The 17,391-nt window shown below is 27.2% G+C and carries 17 protein-coding genes; 15 read left to right on the forward strand and 2 right to left on the reverse strand.

The genetic code is table 11. The features are described from left to right. Positions 1-43: 43 nt before the first annotated feature. From EXC62_RS05545 to obgE, 5 genes are all read left to right on the forward strand, one after another. Positions 44-991 carry a YcjF family protein gene (locus EXC62_RS05545; protein ID WP_026390829.1) on the forward strand — a complete coding sequence of 316 codons (948 nt, stop codon included), beginning with the start codon at positions 44-46 and terminating at the stop codon, positions 989-991. Between the two features lie 135 nt (positions 992-1,126). Next, positions 1,127-1,435: a 50S ribosomal protein L21 gene (gene rplU / locus EXC62_RS05550; protein WP_026390830.1), complete on the forward strand. Its 309-nt coding sequence runs from the start codon at positions 1,127-1,129 to the stop codon at positions 1,433-1,435. 7 nt (positions 1,436-1,442) lie between these two features. Beyond that, the gene (locus EXC62_RS05555; RefSeq protein WP_026390831.1) at positions 1,443-1,757 is read left to right on the forward strand and encodes a ribosomal-processing cysteine protease Prp; all 315 of its coding nucleotides are present in this window, start codon (positions 1,443-1,445) and stop codon (positions 1,755-1,757) included. Position 1,758: 1 nt separating this feature from the next. Continuing rightward, on the forward strand, positions 1,759-2,037 hold the full coding sequence (rpmA, locus tag EXC62_RS05560) for a 50S ribosomal protein L27 (RefSeq protein WP_026390832.1): 279 nt from the start codon (positions 1,759-1,761) through the stop codon (positions 2,035-2,037). A gap of 36 nt (positions 2,038-2,073) precedes the next feature. Next, on the forward strand, positions 2,074-3,330 hold the full coding sequence (gene obgE, locus EXC62_RS05565) for a GTPase ObgE (protein ID WP_026390833.1): 1,257 nt from the start codon (positions 2,074-2,076) through the stop codon (positions 3,328-3,330). Positions 3,331-3,459: 129 nt separating this feature from the next. On the opposite strand, the gene EXC62_RS05570 is transcribed toward obgE, so the two are convergent. Then, positions 3,460-4,758, reverse strand: a complete 1,299-nt coding sequence (locus EXC62_RS05570) for an ISL3 family transposase (protein ID WP_129747438.1) — start codon at positions 4,756-4,758, stop codon at positions 3,460-3,462. A 155-nt stretch (positions 4,759-4,913) separates the two neighbouring features. After that, positions 4,914-8,480 (reverse strand): GumC domain-containing protein, encoded by a 3,567-nt coding sequence (locus EXC62_RS05575; protein WP_026391040.1) that lies wholly within the window; start codon positions 8,478-8,480, stop codon positions 4,914-4,916. Between the two features lie 267 nt (positions 8,481-8,747). On the opposite strand from EXC62_RS05575, the gene EXC62_RS05580 reads away from it, so the two are divergent. The 10 genes from EXC62_RS05580 (at position 8,748) to EXC62_RS05625 (ending at position 17,383) form a co-directional block, all read left to right on the forward strand. Further along, positions 8,748-9,905, forward strand: coding sequence for an IS110 family RNA-guided transposase (locus tag EXC62_RS05580; protein WP_129747514.1), 1,158 nt, complete (start codon positions 8,748-8,750; stop codon positions 9,903-9,905). A gap of 287 nt (positions 9,906-10,192) precedes the next feature. After that, a complete protein-coding gene (gene ruvA / locus EXC62_RS05585) occupies positions 10,193-10,747 on the forward strand; it encodes a Holliday junction branch migration protein RuvA (RefSeq protein WP_026390805.1) in 555 nt (184 codons plus the stop codon). Between the two features lie 16 nt (positions 10,748-10,763). Next, the gene (gene ruvB / locus EXC62_RS05590; protein WP_026390804.1) at positions 10,764-11,771 is read left to right on the forward strand and encodes a Holliday junction branch migration DNA helicase RuvB; all 1,008 of its coding nucleotides are present in this window, start codon (positions 10,764-10,766) and stop codon (positions 11,769-11,771) included. Continuing rightward, positions 11,771-12,793, forward strand: a complete 1,023-nt coding sequence (gene queA / locus EXC62_RS05595; protein WP_026390803.1) for a tRNA preQ1(34) S-adenosylmethionine ribosyltransferase-isomerase QueA — start codon at positions 11,771-11,773, stop codon at positions 12,791-12,793. The genes ruvB and queA overlap by 1 nt, the downstream gene beginning before the upstream one ends. Before the next feature lie 17 nt (positions 12,794-12,810). After that, positions 12,811-13,182: a PTS transporter subunit EIIB gene (locus EXC62_RS05600; protein ID WP_162140267.1), complete on the forward strand. Its 372-nt coding sequence runs from the start codon at positions 12,811-12,813 to the stop codon at positions 13,180-13,182. 4 nt (positions 13,183-13,186) lie between these two features. Further along, a complete protein-coding gene (gene trmB / locus EXC62_RS05605; protein WP_035375814.1) occupies positions 13,187-13,789 on the forward strand; it encodes a tRNA (guanosine(46)-N7)-methyltransferase TrmB in 603 nt (200 codons plus the stop codon). Then, positions 13,790-14,854, forward strand: coding sequence for a M42 family metallopeptidase (locus EXC62_RS05610; protein ID WP_026390801.1), 1,065 nt, complete (start codon positions 13,790-13,792; stop codon positions 14,852-14,854). It begins immediately after the preceding gene. Continuing rightward, a complete protein-coding gene (locus tag EXC62_RS05615) occupies positions 14,841-15,677 on the forward strand; it encodes an aldo/keto reductase (protein WP_052589975.1) in 837 nt (278 codons plus the stop codon). The genes EXC62_RS05610 and EXC62_RS05615 overlap by 14 nt, the downstream gene beginning before the upstream one ends. Positions 15,678-15,729: 52 nt before the next feature. Then, positions 15,730-16,635, forward strand: a complete 906-nt coding sequence (locus EXC62_RS05620) for an ECF transporter S component (protein ID WP_026390799.1) — start codon at positions 15,730-15,732, stop codon at positions 16,633-16,635. Between the two features lies 1 nt (position 16,636). Further along, on the forward strand, positions 16,637-17,383 hold the full coding sequence (locus EXC62_RS05625) for a type III pantothenate kinase (protein WP_026390798.1): 747 nt from the start codon (positions 16,637-16,639) through the stop codon (positions 17,381-17,383). Positions 17,384-17,391: the final 8 nt, after the last annotated feature.

A 17,391-nucleotide genomic window follows, 5' to 3' on the forward strand; every position in this document is an offset into this window, starting at 1 on the left:
TTGTTAAAAATGATATAATATTTATGATAAGGAGTGAGAACAGATGAACAAAACAAAATCAAAATCACGATTTTTATGGTATGCTATTGCCCTTGGTGTAATTGTTTTATTTTTACTAATGTTGTTAAGTAGTGTTCTTGGTGTTGGGGAAAGACTTAGAAAAATTAATGAATGGGTTGAGTATGGTTTTTATGTTTTGGTTGTTATTTTAGTATATTTATTAATTTTAAGACCAGTTCATATCATTTTATTTTCACCAAGTTTTAGTGTTGAAACTACACTTGATAAAGATTCAAGAAAAAATAGAGCAGTTTATAAAAAGGTTGCTAAAAGATTAATTGAGCAAGATATTTTACCTGAAGAATTAAAAGATGATATTAAAAATAATATGAAGAATACAAAAGAATTGAAAGAAGCTTTAAATAAAGCTTTTAACAAACATGTTAAGAAAGAAATAAATGCAGTAATAAGAAAAAATGCTAAGACTGTAATGGTTTCAACAGCAATCTCACAAAATGGAAGATTAGATTTATATACTGTTGTTGTTGTTAATATTAAAATGATTAGAGAATTAGTTGAAATGTGTGGATTTAGACCAAATATGAAGAACCTATCTAAGTTAACTATTAATGTGTTTACAACAGCTTTAATTGCTGAAGGCTTAGAAAATATGGATTTAAATGATTTACTGCCTAATAGTACAATGAATATTTTGGGAGAAATACCATTGATTAAACCTTTAATATCATCAATATTACAAGGTGTTTCAAATGCATTATTGACACTTAGAATTGGAATTGTAACAAGAAAGTATTTATTTAGTGATGCTAAAGAAATTACTAAAGAAGAAATTAGAAGAGGGGCTTTAATTGAGGCTGCAGCGATGCTTCCAGGCGTTGTTGGAGAAGCAATTGCGATGTTTCCTAAAAAACTTTTTGGTTTGTTCAAAAAAAAGCCTAAGAAAGAAACTGAAATGGGAGAAAATGACTAATAATCATGTGTTTTTATTGACATTAACCCTAATATAATATAAAATATAGTATGTTGTACCACGTAGAACAGGTTAAAAATGTATTTATACTACCTTAATAGTGAGTCTTCAAATCAAATATAAGGAGGTAACGACATGTACGCAATTATTAAAACAGGTGGTAAACAAGTTAAAGTGCAAAAGGGAGATACAATCTATATTGAAAAATTAGATGTAGAAGCTGGAGAATTATACGAGTTTACAGAAGTTCTTGCAATTGGTGGAGATAAACCAAAAGTTGGAACACCAGTAATTAAAGGTGCTAAAGTTGTTGGTAAAGTTGAAAAACAAGGCCGTGGTAAAAAAATCATAGTATTTAAATACCGTCCAAAGAAAAACTACCGCAAGAAACAAGGTCACCGTCAAAGTTATACTAAAGTACTTATTGAAGATATCTTAGTTTAATTAAATTATGATTAAAGCAAGTTATTTAGTAGAAAATGGTATTATCCAATCGATTGAAATTTCTGGTCATGCTGAATATGACCACTCAGGAAAAGATATCGTCTGTGCTGCAGTTTCAACTGCAATCATTGTTACAGCAAATGCCATTGAATTATTAGATCTTAATTCTAATCGAGAATTATGGATCGATGAGGGGTATTTTAAAATTGAAGTTTTAAACAACAATGAAATTGTTAATAAACTTTTATTGAATTTAGAATACACATTATATGATTTAGAAAAACAGTATCCAAAATATATAAAAAATCAAAAGGAGGGATAGCATGTTAAAACTTAACATTCAGTTATTCGCATCTAAAAAAGGAGTAGGTTCTTCTCGTAACGGACGCGACTCACATTCAAAGAGATTAGGGCAAAAACTTTCTGATGGTCAATACGCAACTGCAGGTTCAATTATTTATCGTCAAAGAGGAACAAAAATTCATCCAGGCAATAATGTTGGCCGTGGTGGTGATGATACATTATTTGCAACAGTTAGTGGTGTTGTTAAATATGAAAGAAAAGGCCGCGATCGTACTCAAGTGTCAGTTTACGAAGGATAACCAACGTTATCCTTTTTTTATAGGTAGGTGAAAATAATGTTTATAGATGAAGTAGTAGTTGAAGTTTATGGTGGCCGTGGTGGTCATGGTATGACTTCGTTTAGAAGAGAAAAATATGTTGAATATGGTGGACCAAGTGGTGGTAACGGTGGCAATGGTGGCAACGTTATTTTTGTTGGTGATGAAGGTAAATTAACACTAGTTGATTTCAGATATCAAAGACATATAAAAGCCCAAAATGGTGAAAATGGTAAGTCTAAGGGTATGCATGGAGCAAATGCATCAAGTACATATATTAAAGTTCCGCTTGGAACAATCGTTTATGATACTGAAACAGGTAGAAAAATTGGTGAAATTACTTATAATAAACAAGAATTAATTGTTGCTAAAGGTGGCCGTGGTGGTAGAGGTAATATGGCTTTTGCTACTAATAAAAACCCGGCACCACGTGTTAGTGAAAATGGTGATAAAGGTGAAACTCTTAAAATAAAAATTGATTTAAAAGTTTTAGCAGATGTTGGATTATTAGGATTTCCAAGTGTTGGAAAATCAACTATAATATCTGTAGTTTCTAATGCTAGACCAAAAATCGCTGATTACCCTTTTACGACTCTTGCACCAAATTTAGGAATGGTTAATTATAAAAATAAAGATTTTGTTCTAGCTGATTTACCAGGGCTAATTGAGAATGCTGCTGATGGGTTAGGTTTAGGAATTAAGTTTTTAAAACATATTGAAAGATGTAGAATCTTTTTACATGTTATTGATTTGACAAACGAAGATCCATATTTATCATTTGAAATTATCAATAATGAATTAAAAAAATATAATGAAGAATTACTAAAAAGAAAACAAATTGTTGTTTTAAATAAAAGTGATGCAGTTGATCAAGAAAAAATTAATGATACTTTAAAGAAGTTTTCAAATTATGATACATTATTAATATCTGCATATACTAAAGAAGGTATCAATGAATTACTTGATCGTGTAATTTATGAACTTGAAAATATTCCACCTCTTATTGTTGATGAAGATAAGACTCATGAAGTTTATGAACTTGAAACTAAAGATAATGATGTTGATATTTATCGTGAAAATGGAATGTTCTATGTGATTGGTTCTCAAGTTGAATTATTTTTTAACAGAACCAACTTTGGCGAAGAAGAATCAATTAAGAGATTTGCTCGTCAATTAAGAACGCTAGGTGTTGAAGATAAACTAAGACAACTAGGGGCTAAAACAGGCGATACTATCAATGTTTATGGCTATGAGTTTGATTATTTAGGCGATTAATAAAGAAAGGCTCTTAGTAATAAACTGGGGTATTGAGAAAATAGCCTTTGTAATAATCTGGGGTCTAATAACAAAAATCGCCAACCATTTATATATGGAAGTCGATTTTTTTTACACACTTATATATTATTATTCAGGTATTTTAAGAGCCACATCTTTATTAATAGAATAAATGATTCTAGCTCTTAATCTCTTAAAACTTTTAATCCCATTACTAGTCTTAATAATAGTCTTTATTCTAGAATTAGTACCTTCAATTGGACCATTAGATAATCTTCTGTTAGAATCAGATTTAATAAAGGAATTAATAATCTCATCTTTCCAATTAGAAAGTAATTTACCAAAAGATCTAATATCTTCTAACCTGTGATTACGATATTTAGTAATTAAATCAGATAATAATTCTTTAGCATCATCAAAATTAGTGTTTCTATTAAACTCACGATATTCTTCCTTGATTTTATAAACTTCAGTTAAATCATCATCAATGGATAAAAGAAAATCTTTAATAGAAGATTTATTAAGACTAATTCTAAACTTAGGAATAGAAATATAACCATTATAGATATTATCGTATTCTTTAGTAAAGAAATAATGAAACTTCTTTAACATATAATATTTATCATTCTTATAAGTTTTAAACTCAATATTACCAGCATATTTATTCATTACTTTAATACGATGCTTATTAACGATATCATTAATATGTTTAATAACATGAAAAGAATCAATAGCTATTAAAGCTTTAGGCATAACTTTAGATATAACGTCTTTATAAGGCTTCCACATATCAATAATAACTACTTTAACACTATCTAATTCAGTATGTTTAAGACTAGATAGATATTCTAATAGATATGATTTATGACGAGTTTTTAAAACATCAATTATTTTTTTTGTTTCAAAATCTAAGAATAGACAAGCATAAGGATGTTTAGTCCTTTTTGAAACATGAAATTCATCGATACATAAAAACTTAGGTAATATATTTCTATTTGGATCAACATAATCATCAAAAATATCAATAACAGTTTTAGTAGAAACGTTAAAGATAGTAGAAGCACTAGTAAATGTATTAGAAGGATTCTTTAAGTGTTCTAAAATAGATAGTTTGGTGTAATGACTAATTCTATCTTTCTTAATAGTAAAGGGATTAGATTCAAAGAAACGTTTTTTACATATTAAACATCGATATCTTCTACTACGATAAATAATATAAGATTTTCTATTTGTAGAAATACTATGAGTTATATTTTTATTTTGGTAGTCATGTGTAGTGGTAATTCCATTGCATAAAGGGCATGGAATAGTTTCTTTTTTAAGCTTAATATGAAAACTAACAATTCCATCAGTTGATACTGCATCAATAGATTCAATTTTATGACTTAAGTGTTCAATTTCTAATACTTTTATGATATTATCATACATGAAAATCCTCCTTGATTATTAAGTGTGCAAAACTATAATAACACAAGAAGGATTTTCTTTATTTATAACCCCAGATAATTACATAGGTATACAATGACCCCAGTTTATTTTTAATAACTTAAAGAAAAAAATAAACCACTTCAAAAGTGGTTTTTTTATTTGTGTTTAGATTTTATCTGTTTCGCTTTAAAACGATAACTCTTTTTTAATGTGTTTCGTTCTTTTCTAGTTAAACGATTTTGATCAAAACGACTTCTTGATTTAAATGTTTTAAGTGTTAAGTCAAGGTGTCGTTTGATATTCTTCGTTTGCTTAAGATTATCTTGGATATTTCTATCACATTCATGGTTTTTTTGATTAATAACCTCATTATACTTGGTAATTGATGTGATTAATTTTTTACGTCTTGAATTCATTTTACTTAGATAACTTATTCGTTGATCCTCGAATTTTTTAATTGTTGTATTACTTTTTAATGTATGTTTTTTAGCATTATCTAGAATGTCTTTTTTTATTGAAGATATTTCAAGTAAAGTTTTATTTCTTAATTTTTCATTTGATTTACGTAAATTATTTTTAGTAACTGATAATGTTTCAGAGAGATTATTTAAAACCTCATCTAGATTTTCAGCAACTAATTGTAATTTATATTTATTCTTTAAGTTAATTTCATTGATTTTTTTCTCTGTTTCAGAATAAACGTTGTTATATGTGATATTTGTTATTTTCACATCTTCAATTGTTTTTTCATTCTTTTCTTTTAATTCATCTTTTAAGTTTTTAATTTCAAGTTCATATTTATTATTAAGAACCTGTTTTTCATTTTCTTCAATATTAATGAACTTATTATAAGAACGTTTAATCTGATTTATGACTGATTTTGTAGATTCATCAAAGTTTTTAATTATAATACTTTGTTCATCTTTAGAAGTAATAAATAAATTTAACCAGAATGAAAGTAATTTTTGATTAACTAAAATCATTTTTTGATAATGTTTTTTAAACAATAAAGCAAACTTTTTGTTAGCGTACGCAATTGTGGTATCATTCAAATATGGAGTTTTTAATAAACTTGAATATCTTTTTTTAATCTCATAAAAATGATTTTCTAAATATACATTTAGATAATTATAAATTCTTTCATGTTTTTTAAATAGTTTTTTATACTTGAACTCTTCATTGTTTTTTTCTTTAGAAAGTGAATATTCATTTTTAGTCTTTTCAAGATTATTTTTCTTTAACGAAAGTGTTAATGGTCTTAATTCTTTTTCAATTGCTTTAATTACGCCATTATTAGTATTTTGAGAAATAGAATAATCTTTAATATCGTTTAAAAGAACATTAAGTTGTTCATTATATAATAAATCATTATTAGAAGTAGATTTATATGTTTTAATTAAGTATTCTGTATGAGTGATTTTTTGTTTTAATTCATTATTTTCAGCAACAATAGCTTCTTTTTTTGATCTAAGTTCATGTTGTTTTTCATCAATAACTTTCATATTATCATTATATAAATCAAGAATTTCTTCATGTTTTAAACGATATTTATAGTCTGTTAACCCAAATAGTCTTTTATCAAACTCGTCTTTATCATCTTTAATATATAATTGAAGTAAAATTGAAGAATTGTTATATGTTACTTCAGAATATTCAATAGCTAGTTTAATAACTTTTCTAAAAATTTCAGGGTGAACAGGGATTTCAATTAAATTAAGAATTAAATTATAAACTTTTTCTTCATTAATATAGAACTTGCTTATTAATGAGAAGAAGTAATCATTAATTTTTTCTCTTGTTTCAGCTTCATTTTTTTCTATAAGAATATTTCTTTGATTTTTACGAAGAACAATTTGATTTTGATTTTTACTTTTGATTTCCTGAATAATCGCACTTCTTTTTTCATGTTCAATTTTAGCTTTTTTTCTAGTACTTGTTGAGAAGAACTGAAACTCTTTATTTAAAATATCAATTTGTAATGTTTCACGCTTAATTGTTCCTTGTAGAATACGATAATAACGATCATTTTTTTGTTTTAAAAGTGATTTTTGTAGGTCAATATTCATATTTAATATTGAAACAGTATTATCGCGTTTTAAAATTTCTTTCTCAATTTCAAGTTGATATGTGATATCAATTATACGTTTATCATGATAATATTGAGTATTTAACATTTCTAACGAATGATTAAGAGAGATTTCTTCTAAAAAGAAGTTTTTTTCAACTAATTTTTGATTTAACTCGTTTTGCAATTTATTGCTTTCAAACTCTAGATTTAATAAATTTATCTCGCGATTTTGAAGATTTGAAGCGATAAATAATTGTGTTTCAATTGGTAGAAGATTTTTTTCAAGTTTTAAATCTTTAATCTGTTGAACTAAATCTAAAACATCTTTTTCAAGATTTTTCTTTTCATCAATAATAAAAACCTTGTGATTATAATCAGCAGTAACTTTATCTGTTTGAAGTTTTCTTTCCATATCGTAAAGATTTTTACTATATCTCCATTCATTTATTTGTTTTATATGTTGATGGTCATGATTAAACAATTCAGTTTGGAAAATAAATTCTTGTTTCTTTAATTCTTCAGCATTTTTATTAACATTTAATAAAATTTGGTTATTCAATAGTTTTAATTCTTTATTATAATTTCGATTAATTTCATCACGTTCATCATTTTTTTTAGATTTTGAAAGCTCCTGAAATTTCTCTTTTTCTAGTAGTTTAATTTGTTTATTCAATTGTTCTTTAATATTTCTAAGTTCCCGATTAATTGAAGTAACAGATTCATTATTTTTGTTGATTATTTCTGTTGTTTTTTGATTGTATACATCTTTTTGAACATCGAAAACAACATTTAATGCTTTAACTTTTTCTAAATAACTATTTTGAATAGTTTCTTTTTGTTTTTCATATTCGGTCTTTAAAGTCTGAAGTTCTTTGTTTAGAGTATCGATTGTTATGAAATAATCATTATTTAAATTTTCTTTTTCGGTATGAAATTTAACTTTTAGATTATTAATAAATTCATTTAGTTTAACACTTGTTTGAGTATGTGTTTTTTTAATGCTCAAATATGATTCATCTTTAATCTTTAATTCATTCGGAATAATCTCTTTTAATTCATTGATTTTAGAAGAAGATAAGTTTTTTAGTTCATCTAATTTTTCTATAATTATGTTTTTTTGAATAATATATTCCTGTTCAATTGTTTCAAGTTTATTACTTTTCTCTTGAACAAGTTTTTGAGTTTCAATGTGCGAATGTGACATAACATCAGTGATTTCTTTTTGAATATGAGAGATTTCTTCATCATATGTTAATGAGTTTTCAGTAGTAATTCGCTTGAAACTTTTTTGTTCTTCAATCATAACATTATTATGTTTTTTTCTTGCAATCAGAAAATTTGTTTTTGATAATTCAATCTCTTTTTCAGCATTCTCATAGTAAATATTAATTTGTTTAGAATTTTTTTCTAAAGCAATTTTCAAAGATTTGTTAATATTTTCAATTGTTTCAGAATATTCGCGATTAATTAACAAATTATTGTTTAATAAGTCCTTTTGTAAAAGATCAATATCTTTATTAATTTTTAGTTCATCAATGAAGCATGTAGAAAAAATAGACAATAATTTGTCTTTAATTAATTGTTCTTCAGTAGTTGATTCGAAATTAATATTATTAAGTTGGTTGATTAAACCAGTTATAGTTTTTTCGGACATATTGATCATGTAATAATTAAATTGTATTAGGTTAGTTAGAATACAACTTAATTATTTACTCCCTTCTTTCTAATTTAATATAATATAAATGTACTGTGGATTTGTTACATATTTATACAGCATTGACTGTTTGAAGGTGACGCTTACCACGGTCTTTATTTTAATCAGCAATAGTTAGTTAGCGCTTTGACGCTTTTTACATGATTATGAGATAAAGACTTGCTGGACTTAACACAGTACCAAAAATTTAATTGGAGGTGTGTACTTATGATCTACATTGGAATAGATATCTCTAAGTACAAGCACGACTGTTTCATCGCCACTGAAACAAGTGTGTCGTTTTCTTTTGAAAACAATTCATCAGGCTTTAAGGAGTTATTAGAACACTTTAAACCATTTAACAAAAGTGAAATGATAATAGGCCTTGAAGCTACAGGTCATTACGGAGATAACTTAAAATCATTTCTTTCTTCCCATGGATTTTCATTCATGGAAATTAACCCTCTCTTAGTCAAGAAGTTTAGCGACTCTAAATCACTAAGAAAGTTAAAAACAGATAAGAAAGACGCAAAATTAATCTCTGAGTATATGATGACTGTAGACTACAAAGCCTATCATCATCAATCTTATCATATAAGTGCCTTAAAATCACTAACACGTGAACGTTCAAAACTTATTTCATTTAGGACTGCTCAATACAACATGATAACCAAAACACTTGATATTATTTTCCCTGAGTTTAATCCTTTTATGAAGGAACAAGGCTATTCAGATACTTCTTTATATATCTTAAGCTATTTTAAGTCTCCAGATAAAATAGCCAAGATGACTGATCTTCACTATGATAAAATTAGAAAAAAATCAATGGGTAAGTTTTCTTATCCTAAGTTTATGAAACTTAAGGAATTAGCAAAAGAAACAATTGGTACTAGCCAAGACTATCATTTAGATAGACTTAGTACTTCGATATCTTACGTTGAGAAACTTAATACAGATATCAAAGTGATTGAATCTAGGATTACCGAATTAATGAAGAAATATCCTACATACTTTGGAAGTATTAAAGGTATTGGAACACTTACCGAAGCAATTATTCTAGCTGAATACGGTAATATTTCTCTTTATGATAGTCCTTCTCAGATGGTGTCATATGCTGGATTAGATTCAACAATTAAACAATCTGGAACCATGTCTACTACCGGTAAACTAGTTAAACGTGGCAGCAAATATTTACGATCCGCCTTAATCAATATAACTTTGATATTGATGGTTAACAACCCCTTATTTTATGCTTATTATCATAAGAAGAAACAAGAAGGTAAACACCATAGGGTAGCGCAAGTAAATCTAGCAAAGAAACTTATTCGAGTTATACATCACTTAGAAACAACTAAAACATATTTTGATTCGAGTCTTCTAAAATAACTATTTACTTAAACTGTGGCGGTTAAGTAAAAGTCATCTGTAATAACTAGTAAAACCTCATTTCTAAGCAAATAGAGGTCTTTTCGTGTTTTCTTTAAAATAACACTTGACTTTTAATAGTTAGTCACCTTCATACTAATTATAACATATGCAAAGTCTAAATGTTAAAAAATCAATTACTATCATATAAATATGATATAACAGTATTTAATCTCATAATAAAGATAATATAAATAGCAAAAACATCAAAAAAATGTTATCATATACTAGATAAGGAGTTGCTTAAAATGTATTCATATATTCATGGAATAATCAAAAAGATTGAACCATCAAATGTTGTAATTGATAATAATGGAATAGGGTATTTGATTATTGTGCCTAATCCTTATAAATATAAATTAGAAAATAGAGAAACAATCTATACACATCACTATGTTAGAGAAGATATAAATAATCTTTATGGTTTCGAAACAGAAGATGCTAAAAAACTATTTATAAAGCTTATAGGAGTGAATGGAATTGGACCAAAAAGTGCTTTAAGCATACTAGCCACCGATGATATTAATGGTGTTGTATTAGCAATTGAAAATGGTGATGCAAAGTTCTTAACTAAGTTTCCAGGAATTGGAAATAAAAGTGCACAACAAATAATTTTAGACTTGCATGGAAAACTTGTTGAGACTGAACAATTAGTACGATTTGAAAAAATTGAAGAAGCTGAAGAGGCACTTCTAGCTCTTGGTTATTCTAAAAAAGAAGTTGTTAAAGTTTTAAAAGACATTGATAATGAATTAACAGTTGAAGAAATAATTAAATTAGCATTGAAAAAGATATTAAACTAAAAAAGGATGTGAAATAATGGAGAAAAATCAAATTTTATCATCCGAAGATTTAATTGAAGATGAAGAACAAACATTAAGACCTCAGAAACTTACTGATTTTGTTGGTCAAAAAGATATATGTGAAATGCTTGATATTTATGTAAAAGCAGCTTTAAAACGTGATGAGGCACTAGATCATATTTTATTATACGGTCCTCCTGGCTTAGGTAAAACAACACTTGCACAAATCGTTGCTAATGAACTTGGTACAAACATTAAAACAACAAGTGGACCAGCAATCGAAAAAAGTGGTGATTTGGCTGCTATTCTAAGTTCTTTGAATGCAGGTGATGTATTATTTATTGATGAGATTCATAGACTACCAAGATTTGTAGAAGAAATACTATATGCTGCAATGGAAGATTATGTATTAGATATTGTTATCGGTAAAGAAAATGAATCTAGATCAATTAGAATTGATTTACCGCCATTTACATTAATTGGAGCTACAACAAGATTTGGGGATTTATCTGCACCTCTAAGAGATCGTTTTGGAGTGATTTTTAGACTAAATTATTATAACAAAAGTGAACTTAAGAAAATTATTCTTAGAACTTCTGATGTATATCAAACAGAGATTAGTGATGAAGCAAGCATACAATTAGCCTCAAGAAGTCGAGGAACGCCACGAATTGCCAATAGATTATTCAGGAGAGTAAGAGATTTTGCAGAAATTATCGGTGATGGTAAAATTAATGAAAAAATTACTGATCATGCGTTAACAAAATTGGGAATTAACAATGATGGATTGGATGAAGCAGATTTACTTTATTTAGAATCACTTGTTAAAAAATTTGATGGTGGACCTGTTGGCGTTGAAACATTAGCAACATCTATTGCTGAAGAAGTAACAACAATTGAAGATGTTTACGAGCCATATTTAATCAAAGAAGGTTATATTAAAAGAACTGCTCGTGGGAGAGTGGCAATGAAGAAAGCTTATGAGTTATTGAATGTAAAATATTATGAAGGATTTTTAGAATAATGAAAGTTGAAGATTTTAATTTTGAATTACCTGTTGAATTAATTGCACAAAGTCCAATGGAAAAACGTGATTATTCAAAACTATTGGTAATGGATAAAAAAACTGGCGATATAGAACATAAACATTTTTATGATATCGTTGATTATTTAAATGAGGGTGATGTTTTAGTCTTAAATGAAACTAAAGTATTACCAGCAAGATTATTTGGAAGCAAGAAAGATACTAATGCTCATATTGAGATTTTATTATTAAAAGAAATATCAAAAGATAAATGGGAAACATTAGTTAAACCTGCAAAAAGAATTAAAGTTGGGGATGAAGTCACTTTTGGTGATAAATTGATTGCTAAATGTATTGGTTATGAAGGTGAAGGTATTAGAATATTCGAATTAATTTATAATGATATTTTAATTGAAATATTAGAAGAATTAGGAACAATGCCTCTACCTCCATATATAACTGAACGATTGAATGATAAAGATCGTTATCAAACGGTTTATGCTAAAGAATTGGGAAGTGCTGCAGCACCGACAGCTGGATTGCATTTTACTAAAGAGATATTAGAAAAAATAAAAGTAAAAGGAATAAAAATAATTCCTGTTACATTACATGTTGGATTAGGAACATTTAGACCGGTAAGTGTTGATGCAATTGAAGATCATAAAATGCATAGTGAAACATATCATATAACATCTGACTCTGCAAAGGCATTAAATGAAGCGGTTGATAATAAGAAAAAGATTATTGCTGTTGGAACAACTTCAATCAGAACACTTGAAAGTAATTATAATAATGGATTCCATGCTGGCGTTTTTGATACAAGTATTTTTATTTATCCAGGCTATAAATTTAAAGTTGTTGATGAATTAATAACGAATTTTCATTTACCCAAGTCAAGTTTAATAATGTTAGTTAGTGCATTAAGTTCAAAAGAAAATATTATGAATGCTTATCATGAAGCAATCAAAAATAAGTATCGATTCTTTTCTTTTGGTGATGCTATGTATATTAAAATGAAATAATAAGGAGAAATAGGTTTATGTTATCAATATTTAATCAGAAAAATTTACCAGTTATAATTATAATTGGTGTTGTAATAATATTACTTATCATAATTAGTGTTTTATTAGTATTAAAATCAAAGAAAAAACCAAAAGAAAAAATTGAAAAAATAAGTATAGAAATACTTGAAAATTTATATCAAGCTTTAGGCAGTAAAAATAATATTAAAAGTATTGAAAAGGAACAACAAAGACTTAGATTAGTTCTAATTGAACCTAAAAAAGTAAATGCTAAATATTTAGTAGAATTAAAAATACCGGCTTTTTTAAAAGGAAATGAGTTAAAGATTTTAATTAAAGGTCAAAGTAATGAAGTTTATGAATATATAAATAATAAGATTAAGGGATGATTTAATGAGACAGAAAAAGATTAAGCATGTTAATCTCGATTTAATGAATAGTTTAGGAGTAGTAACAGATATTAAAGAAATAAGTTTTGATAATAATAAAGATGTTTATCTTGAAATAGGCAGTGGAAAAGGTAATTTTATTACAACACTGGCAAAAGATAATCCAGATAATCTTTATATAGCCATTGAAAAGAATATTAGTGTTTGTTATCGAATAGTCGAAAAACGTGATTTATATGATTTGAGTAATCTAATTATTATTTTAGGTGATAGTGAAGATATTCTTGAATATTTTACTGACAATACAGTTAAAAAAATTTATTTAAACTTTTCTGATCCATGGCCAAAAGCAAGACATCATAAGAGAAGACTTACATATCCAACATATTTAAATAATTATAAAAAAATCTTGAAAAATGATGGAGAAATTCAATTTAGAACTGATCATATCGATTTGTTTAATGATTCAGTTGAATATTTGAATAGTTTTTTTGAAGAAGTTGAAATTGATCGAAATCATGTAATTAATCAATATTTTACTGAATATGAAGAAAAAAAGAGTAAAATAGGTAATATATATCAATGTAGATTTAAGGTGGGAAGATAAATGAATAAAATATATAAAGATTTAATGAACTTACCAGGAGTAAGTGGAAATGAAAAACTTGTTCGTAATTATATTAGAAAATATATGGAACAATATCCAAATTATAGTATAAAAATGGATAATTTAGGCTCAATATTTGCTGTTAAGAAGTCAAATAATCCTAGTGCAAAGACTATAATGATAGCTGGTCATATGGATGAAGTTGGCTTTATGGTTGCAAATATTACCAAAAATGGTCATATAAAACTTCAAGCCCTTGGTGGATGGATGCCAGAGGTTTTACTTTCTCAAGTTATGAATGTTTATTTAGACAATGGAGAAGTTATTAAAGGTATTATTGGTTCATTGCCGCCTCACTTAAAAGAAAGTAATAAAGCAAATATAAGTGACTTTTTATTAGATGTTGGTTCATCTAGTAAAGAAGAAACTATTTCATATGGAGTTAAACCAGGTCAAATGATTCTTTTTGATAATAATTTTTCAATTACTAAAAATAATAAAAGAGTTATTTCAAAAGCAATCGATAATAGATATGGATGTGGATTGGCTCTTGAAGTTATTAAAAAGTATCATGACATTGATTTAGATGTTAATCTTGTTGTTGGAGCAACAGTTCAAGAAGAAGTTGGACTACGTGGAGCTACTACATCAACTAAAAAGTTTAAACCTGATATGTTTATTGCTCTTGATGCATCGCCAGTTAATGATTTAAATGTTAGTGATGTACCAGGCTTGGGGAAAGGATTCTTATTAAGATTATTTGATCCTAGAAATGTTATGCATCAAGGTCTAATAAACTATTTTGTTTCATTGGCAAAAAAATATAAGATTCCATATCAAGATTTTATATCAAAAGGTGGAACAGATGCAGCAGCAGCATTAGATCAAATTGATGGAGTTTTAGCAACAACAATTGGATTACCTGCAAGATACATTCATTCTACAGCAGCTATGATGGATATCAATGATTTAAATGCAGCAAGAAAAATGGTTTTTAAAGTTATTGAAACTACAAATAGTCAAGAAATAGAAAAAATTAAGGAGGGATATTTTGATAGAGTATAGAAATGGATATAAAATGCCTAAAATTGGGCTTGGAACGTTTAGAATGACTGATGCTGAACAAACATATGATATTATCTTAAAAGCTATTGAAACTGGATATCGTCACTTTGATACAGCACAAATGTATGGAAACGAAGAAGTTGTTGGTAAAGCAATTAAAGATAGTGGAATTAAGAGAAAAGATGTTTTTATAACTACAAAACTTCAGGGTCATCATTCTCCTTTGATTACTAGAGAATTGATTTTAGAAAGTATGAAAAAGCTTCAAGTTGAATATTTGGATCAGTTGTTAATACACTGGCCAAATCATGATAATGAAATAAATGTCCAAACATGGAAAGTATTTGAAGAATTATATAATGAAGGATTAGTCAAAGTTATTGGTGTATCAAATTTTACAAGATATCAATTAGAGATGCTTATAAAAGATATTTCAATACCACCTATGTCAAATCAAGTTGAAATGCACCCTGCTTTATCACAAGAGCCTCTAAGAGCATATTGTGAAGATAAAGGAATTAAAATTACATCTTATGGACCATTAATGAGAGGTTTAATTCTTGAAGAACCATATTATAGTGGATTAAATGAAATTGCTATTAAGCATAATAGTACAGTTGGTGCAATTGCAATCGCATGGGGCTTAAGCCAAGGTGTAATGATGATTCCAAAAACATCGACAGATAAAAGATTGGCAGAGAATTTAAGTGCTAAGGATATAAAATTATCAAATGATGAAATAACAAAAATAAATGCAATGAACACTGGACGTAGATTATATTCTGATCCAAGTAATAACATTTATGGAAAATATATAAAATAATAATTAAATAAAAGCTTACGGGACCTTTAAAGGCCTAAAAAGGAGAAAAAAAATGAAAAAAAGAAATAGAGTTTTTGAGCTTGTTTTAACAGCAGTATTAGGAGCAATTATCTTATTTATGTCACTTGTTCCACAAATTGGTTTTATAACAATACTACCTGGTGTCAGTATAACGTTAGTTCACATACCAGTACTTATAGGTGTGTTCTTACTAAGTTTGAAGAGTAGTATTATATTAGGGTTTTTCTTTGGTTTAGGATCACTATTTGCAGCATTATTATCAGCAAAAAGTGCATTTGACATGGCATTTGTATTCCCATGGATTTCAATATTGCCAAGAATTCTATTTGCAGTAATTGCATTTTATATTGCAAAAGGATTTAAAAAACTTATGAATGTTAAAAATGGAAAATTCATTTTGTTTGGAATAGTTTCAATTGTTACAGCATTATCGCTATTTTTTGGAATTAAGGAAACTGTAAAAAAAGTAGTTTATAATGATTACAATGTTGAAGTCCAAAATTATAATGCATTAGTTAATAATCCTGATTCAACTGAAGAAGATATCAATTTATCAAAAATAACAATGGATGATTTGAAAATATCAAGTGATGATAATTATAAAAAAGTTAATAACATCGTTACACCGATAAGCATTGTAGTAATTGTTGGATTAGTTGGATTATATTTTGTTATAACTATGAAAAAGAATGGTAAGCATATATATATTCCATCAGTATTCATATTAGCTACAATTGCTCATACAGTACTAGTGATTGGAAGTGTAGCATTATTTAAACCAAGTGCATTTGAAGAAACCTTTGGAAATAACCAAAGTGTAATAGCAATCCTTTATTTAATAGCAATGGCTAACGGATTAATTGAAGCTATATTTGGTGCACTAATTGGAACTCCAATTACAATAGCGACAAAAGACTCATTAGAGAGGGAAGAATAATATGATACTATTATTTGATGTTGGTAATACGACAGTAGGTATTGCAACAAGTCATGATGGTAAAATTGGAAAAACGTTTAAACTTAATACTAATTTAAAAAAGACTGCAGATGAATATTTTTTGGATATTAAGCAATTGATTTCTGCTGAGACAATTACGGATGTAATAATTTCATCTGTTGTACCACGCTTAACGATTGTATTAACAGAATTAAGTGAAAAATTCTTTTCTGTTGAACCATTAGTTATCCAACCAAAAACAAAAACTGGAATTAAAATTATTACTGATAATCCTAAAGAGGTTGGTGCAGATATTATATGTGCAGCTGCTGGAGTTTTGAATAAAGAAAAACCAAGTTTAATTATTGATCTAGGAACAGCTACTAAGTATATATATACAAAAAATAATGCAATTAAAGGGGTAATAATTACTCCTGGAATAAAAATTTCTATTAAAGCTTTAGTTGGAAATACGGCATTATTACCTGAAATTGATATTGAAACACCAAAGAAAGTTTTAGGGACAAATACAATCGAATGTATGCAATCTGGTGTTACATATGGAGTAGCAGTACAAGTTGATGGTTTAATTGATTTAATAAAAAAAGAAGTAAATGAAGATTTTGATGTTATAATTACAGGAGGACTTGCAAAGAAAATAATTCCATTATTAACTCATAAAGTGATTGTAGATAATGATATTATCTTTAAAGGTCTAATTAATATATATGAAAAGAATATGAGATAGGAGAAAAA

This window comes from Haploplasma axanthum, assembly GCF_900660745.1.
In the GTDB taxonomy this organism is placed as follows: Bacteria; Bacillota_I; Bacilli_A; order Acholeplasmatales; family Acholeplasmataceae; genus Haploplasma; species Haploplasma axanthum.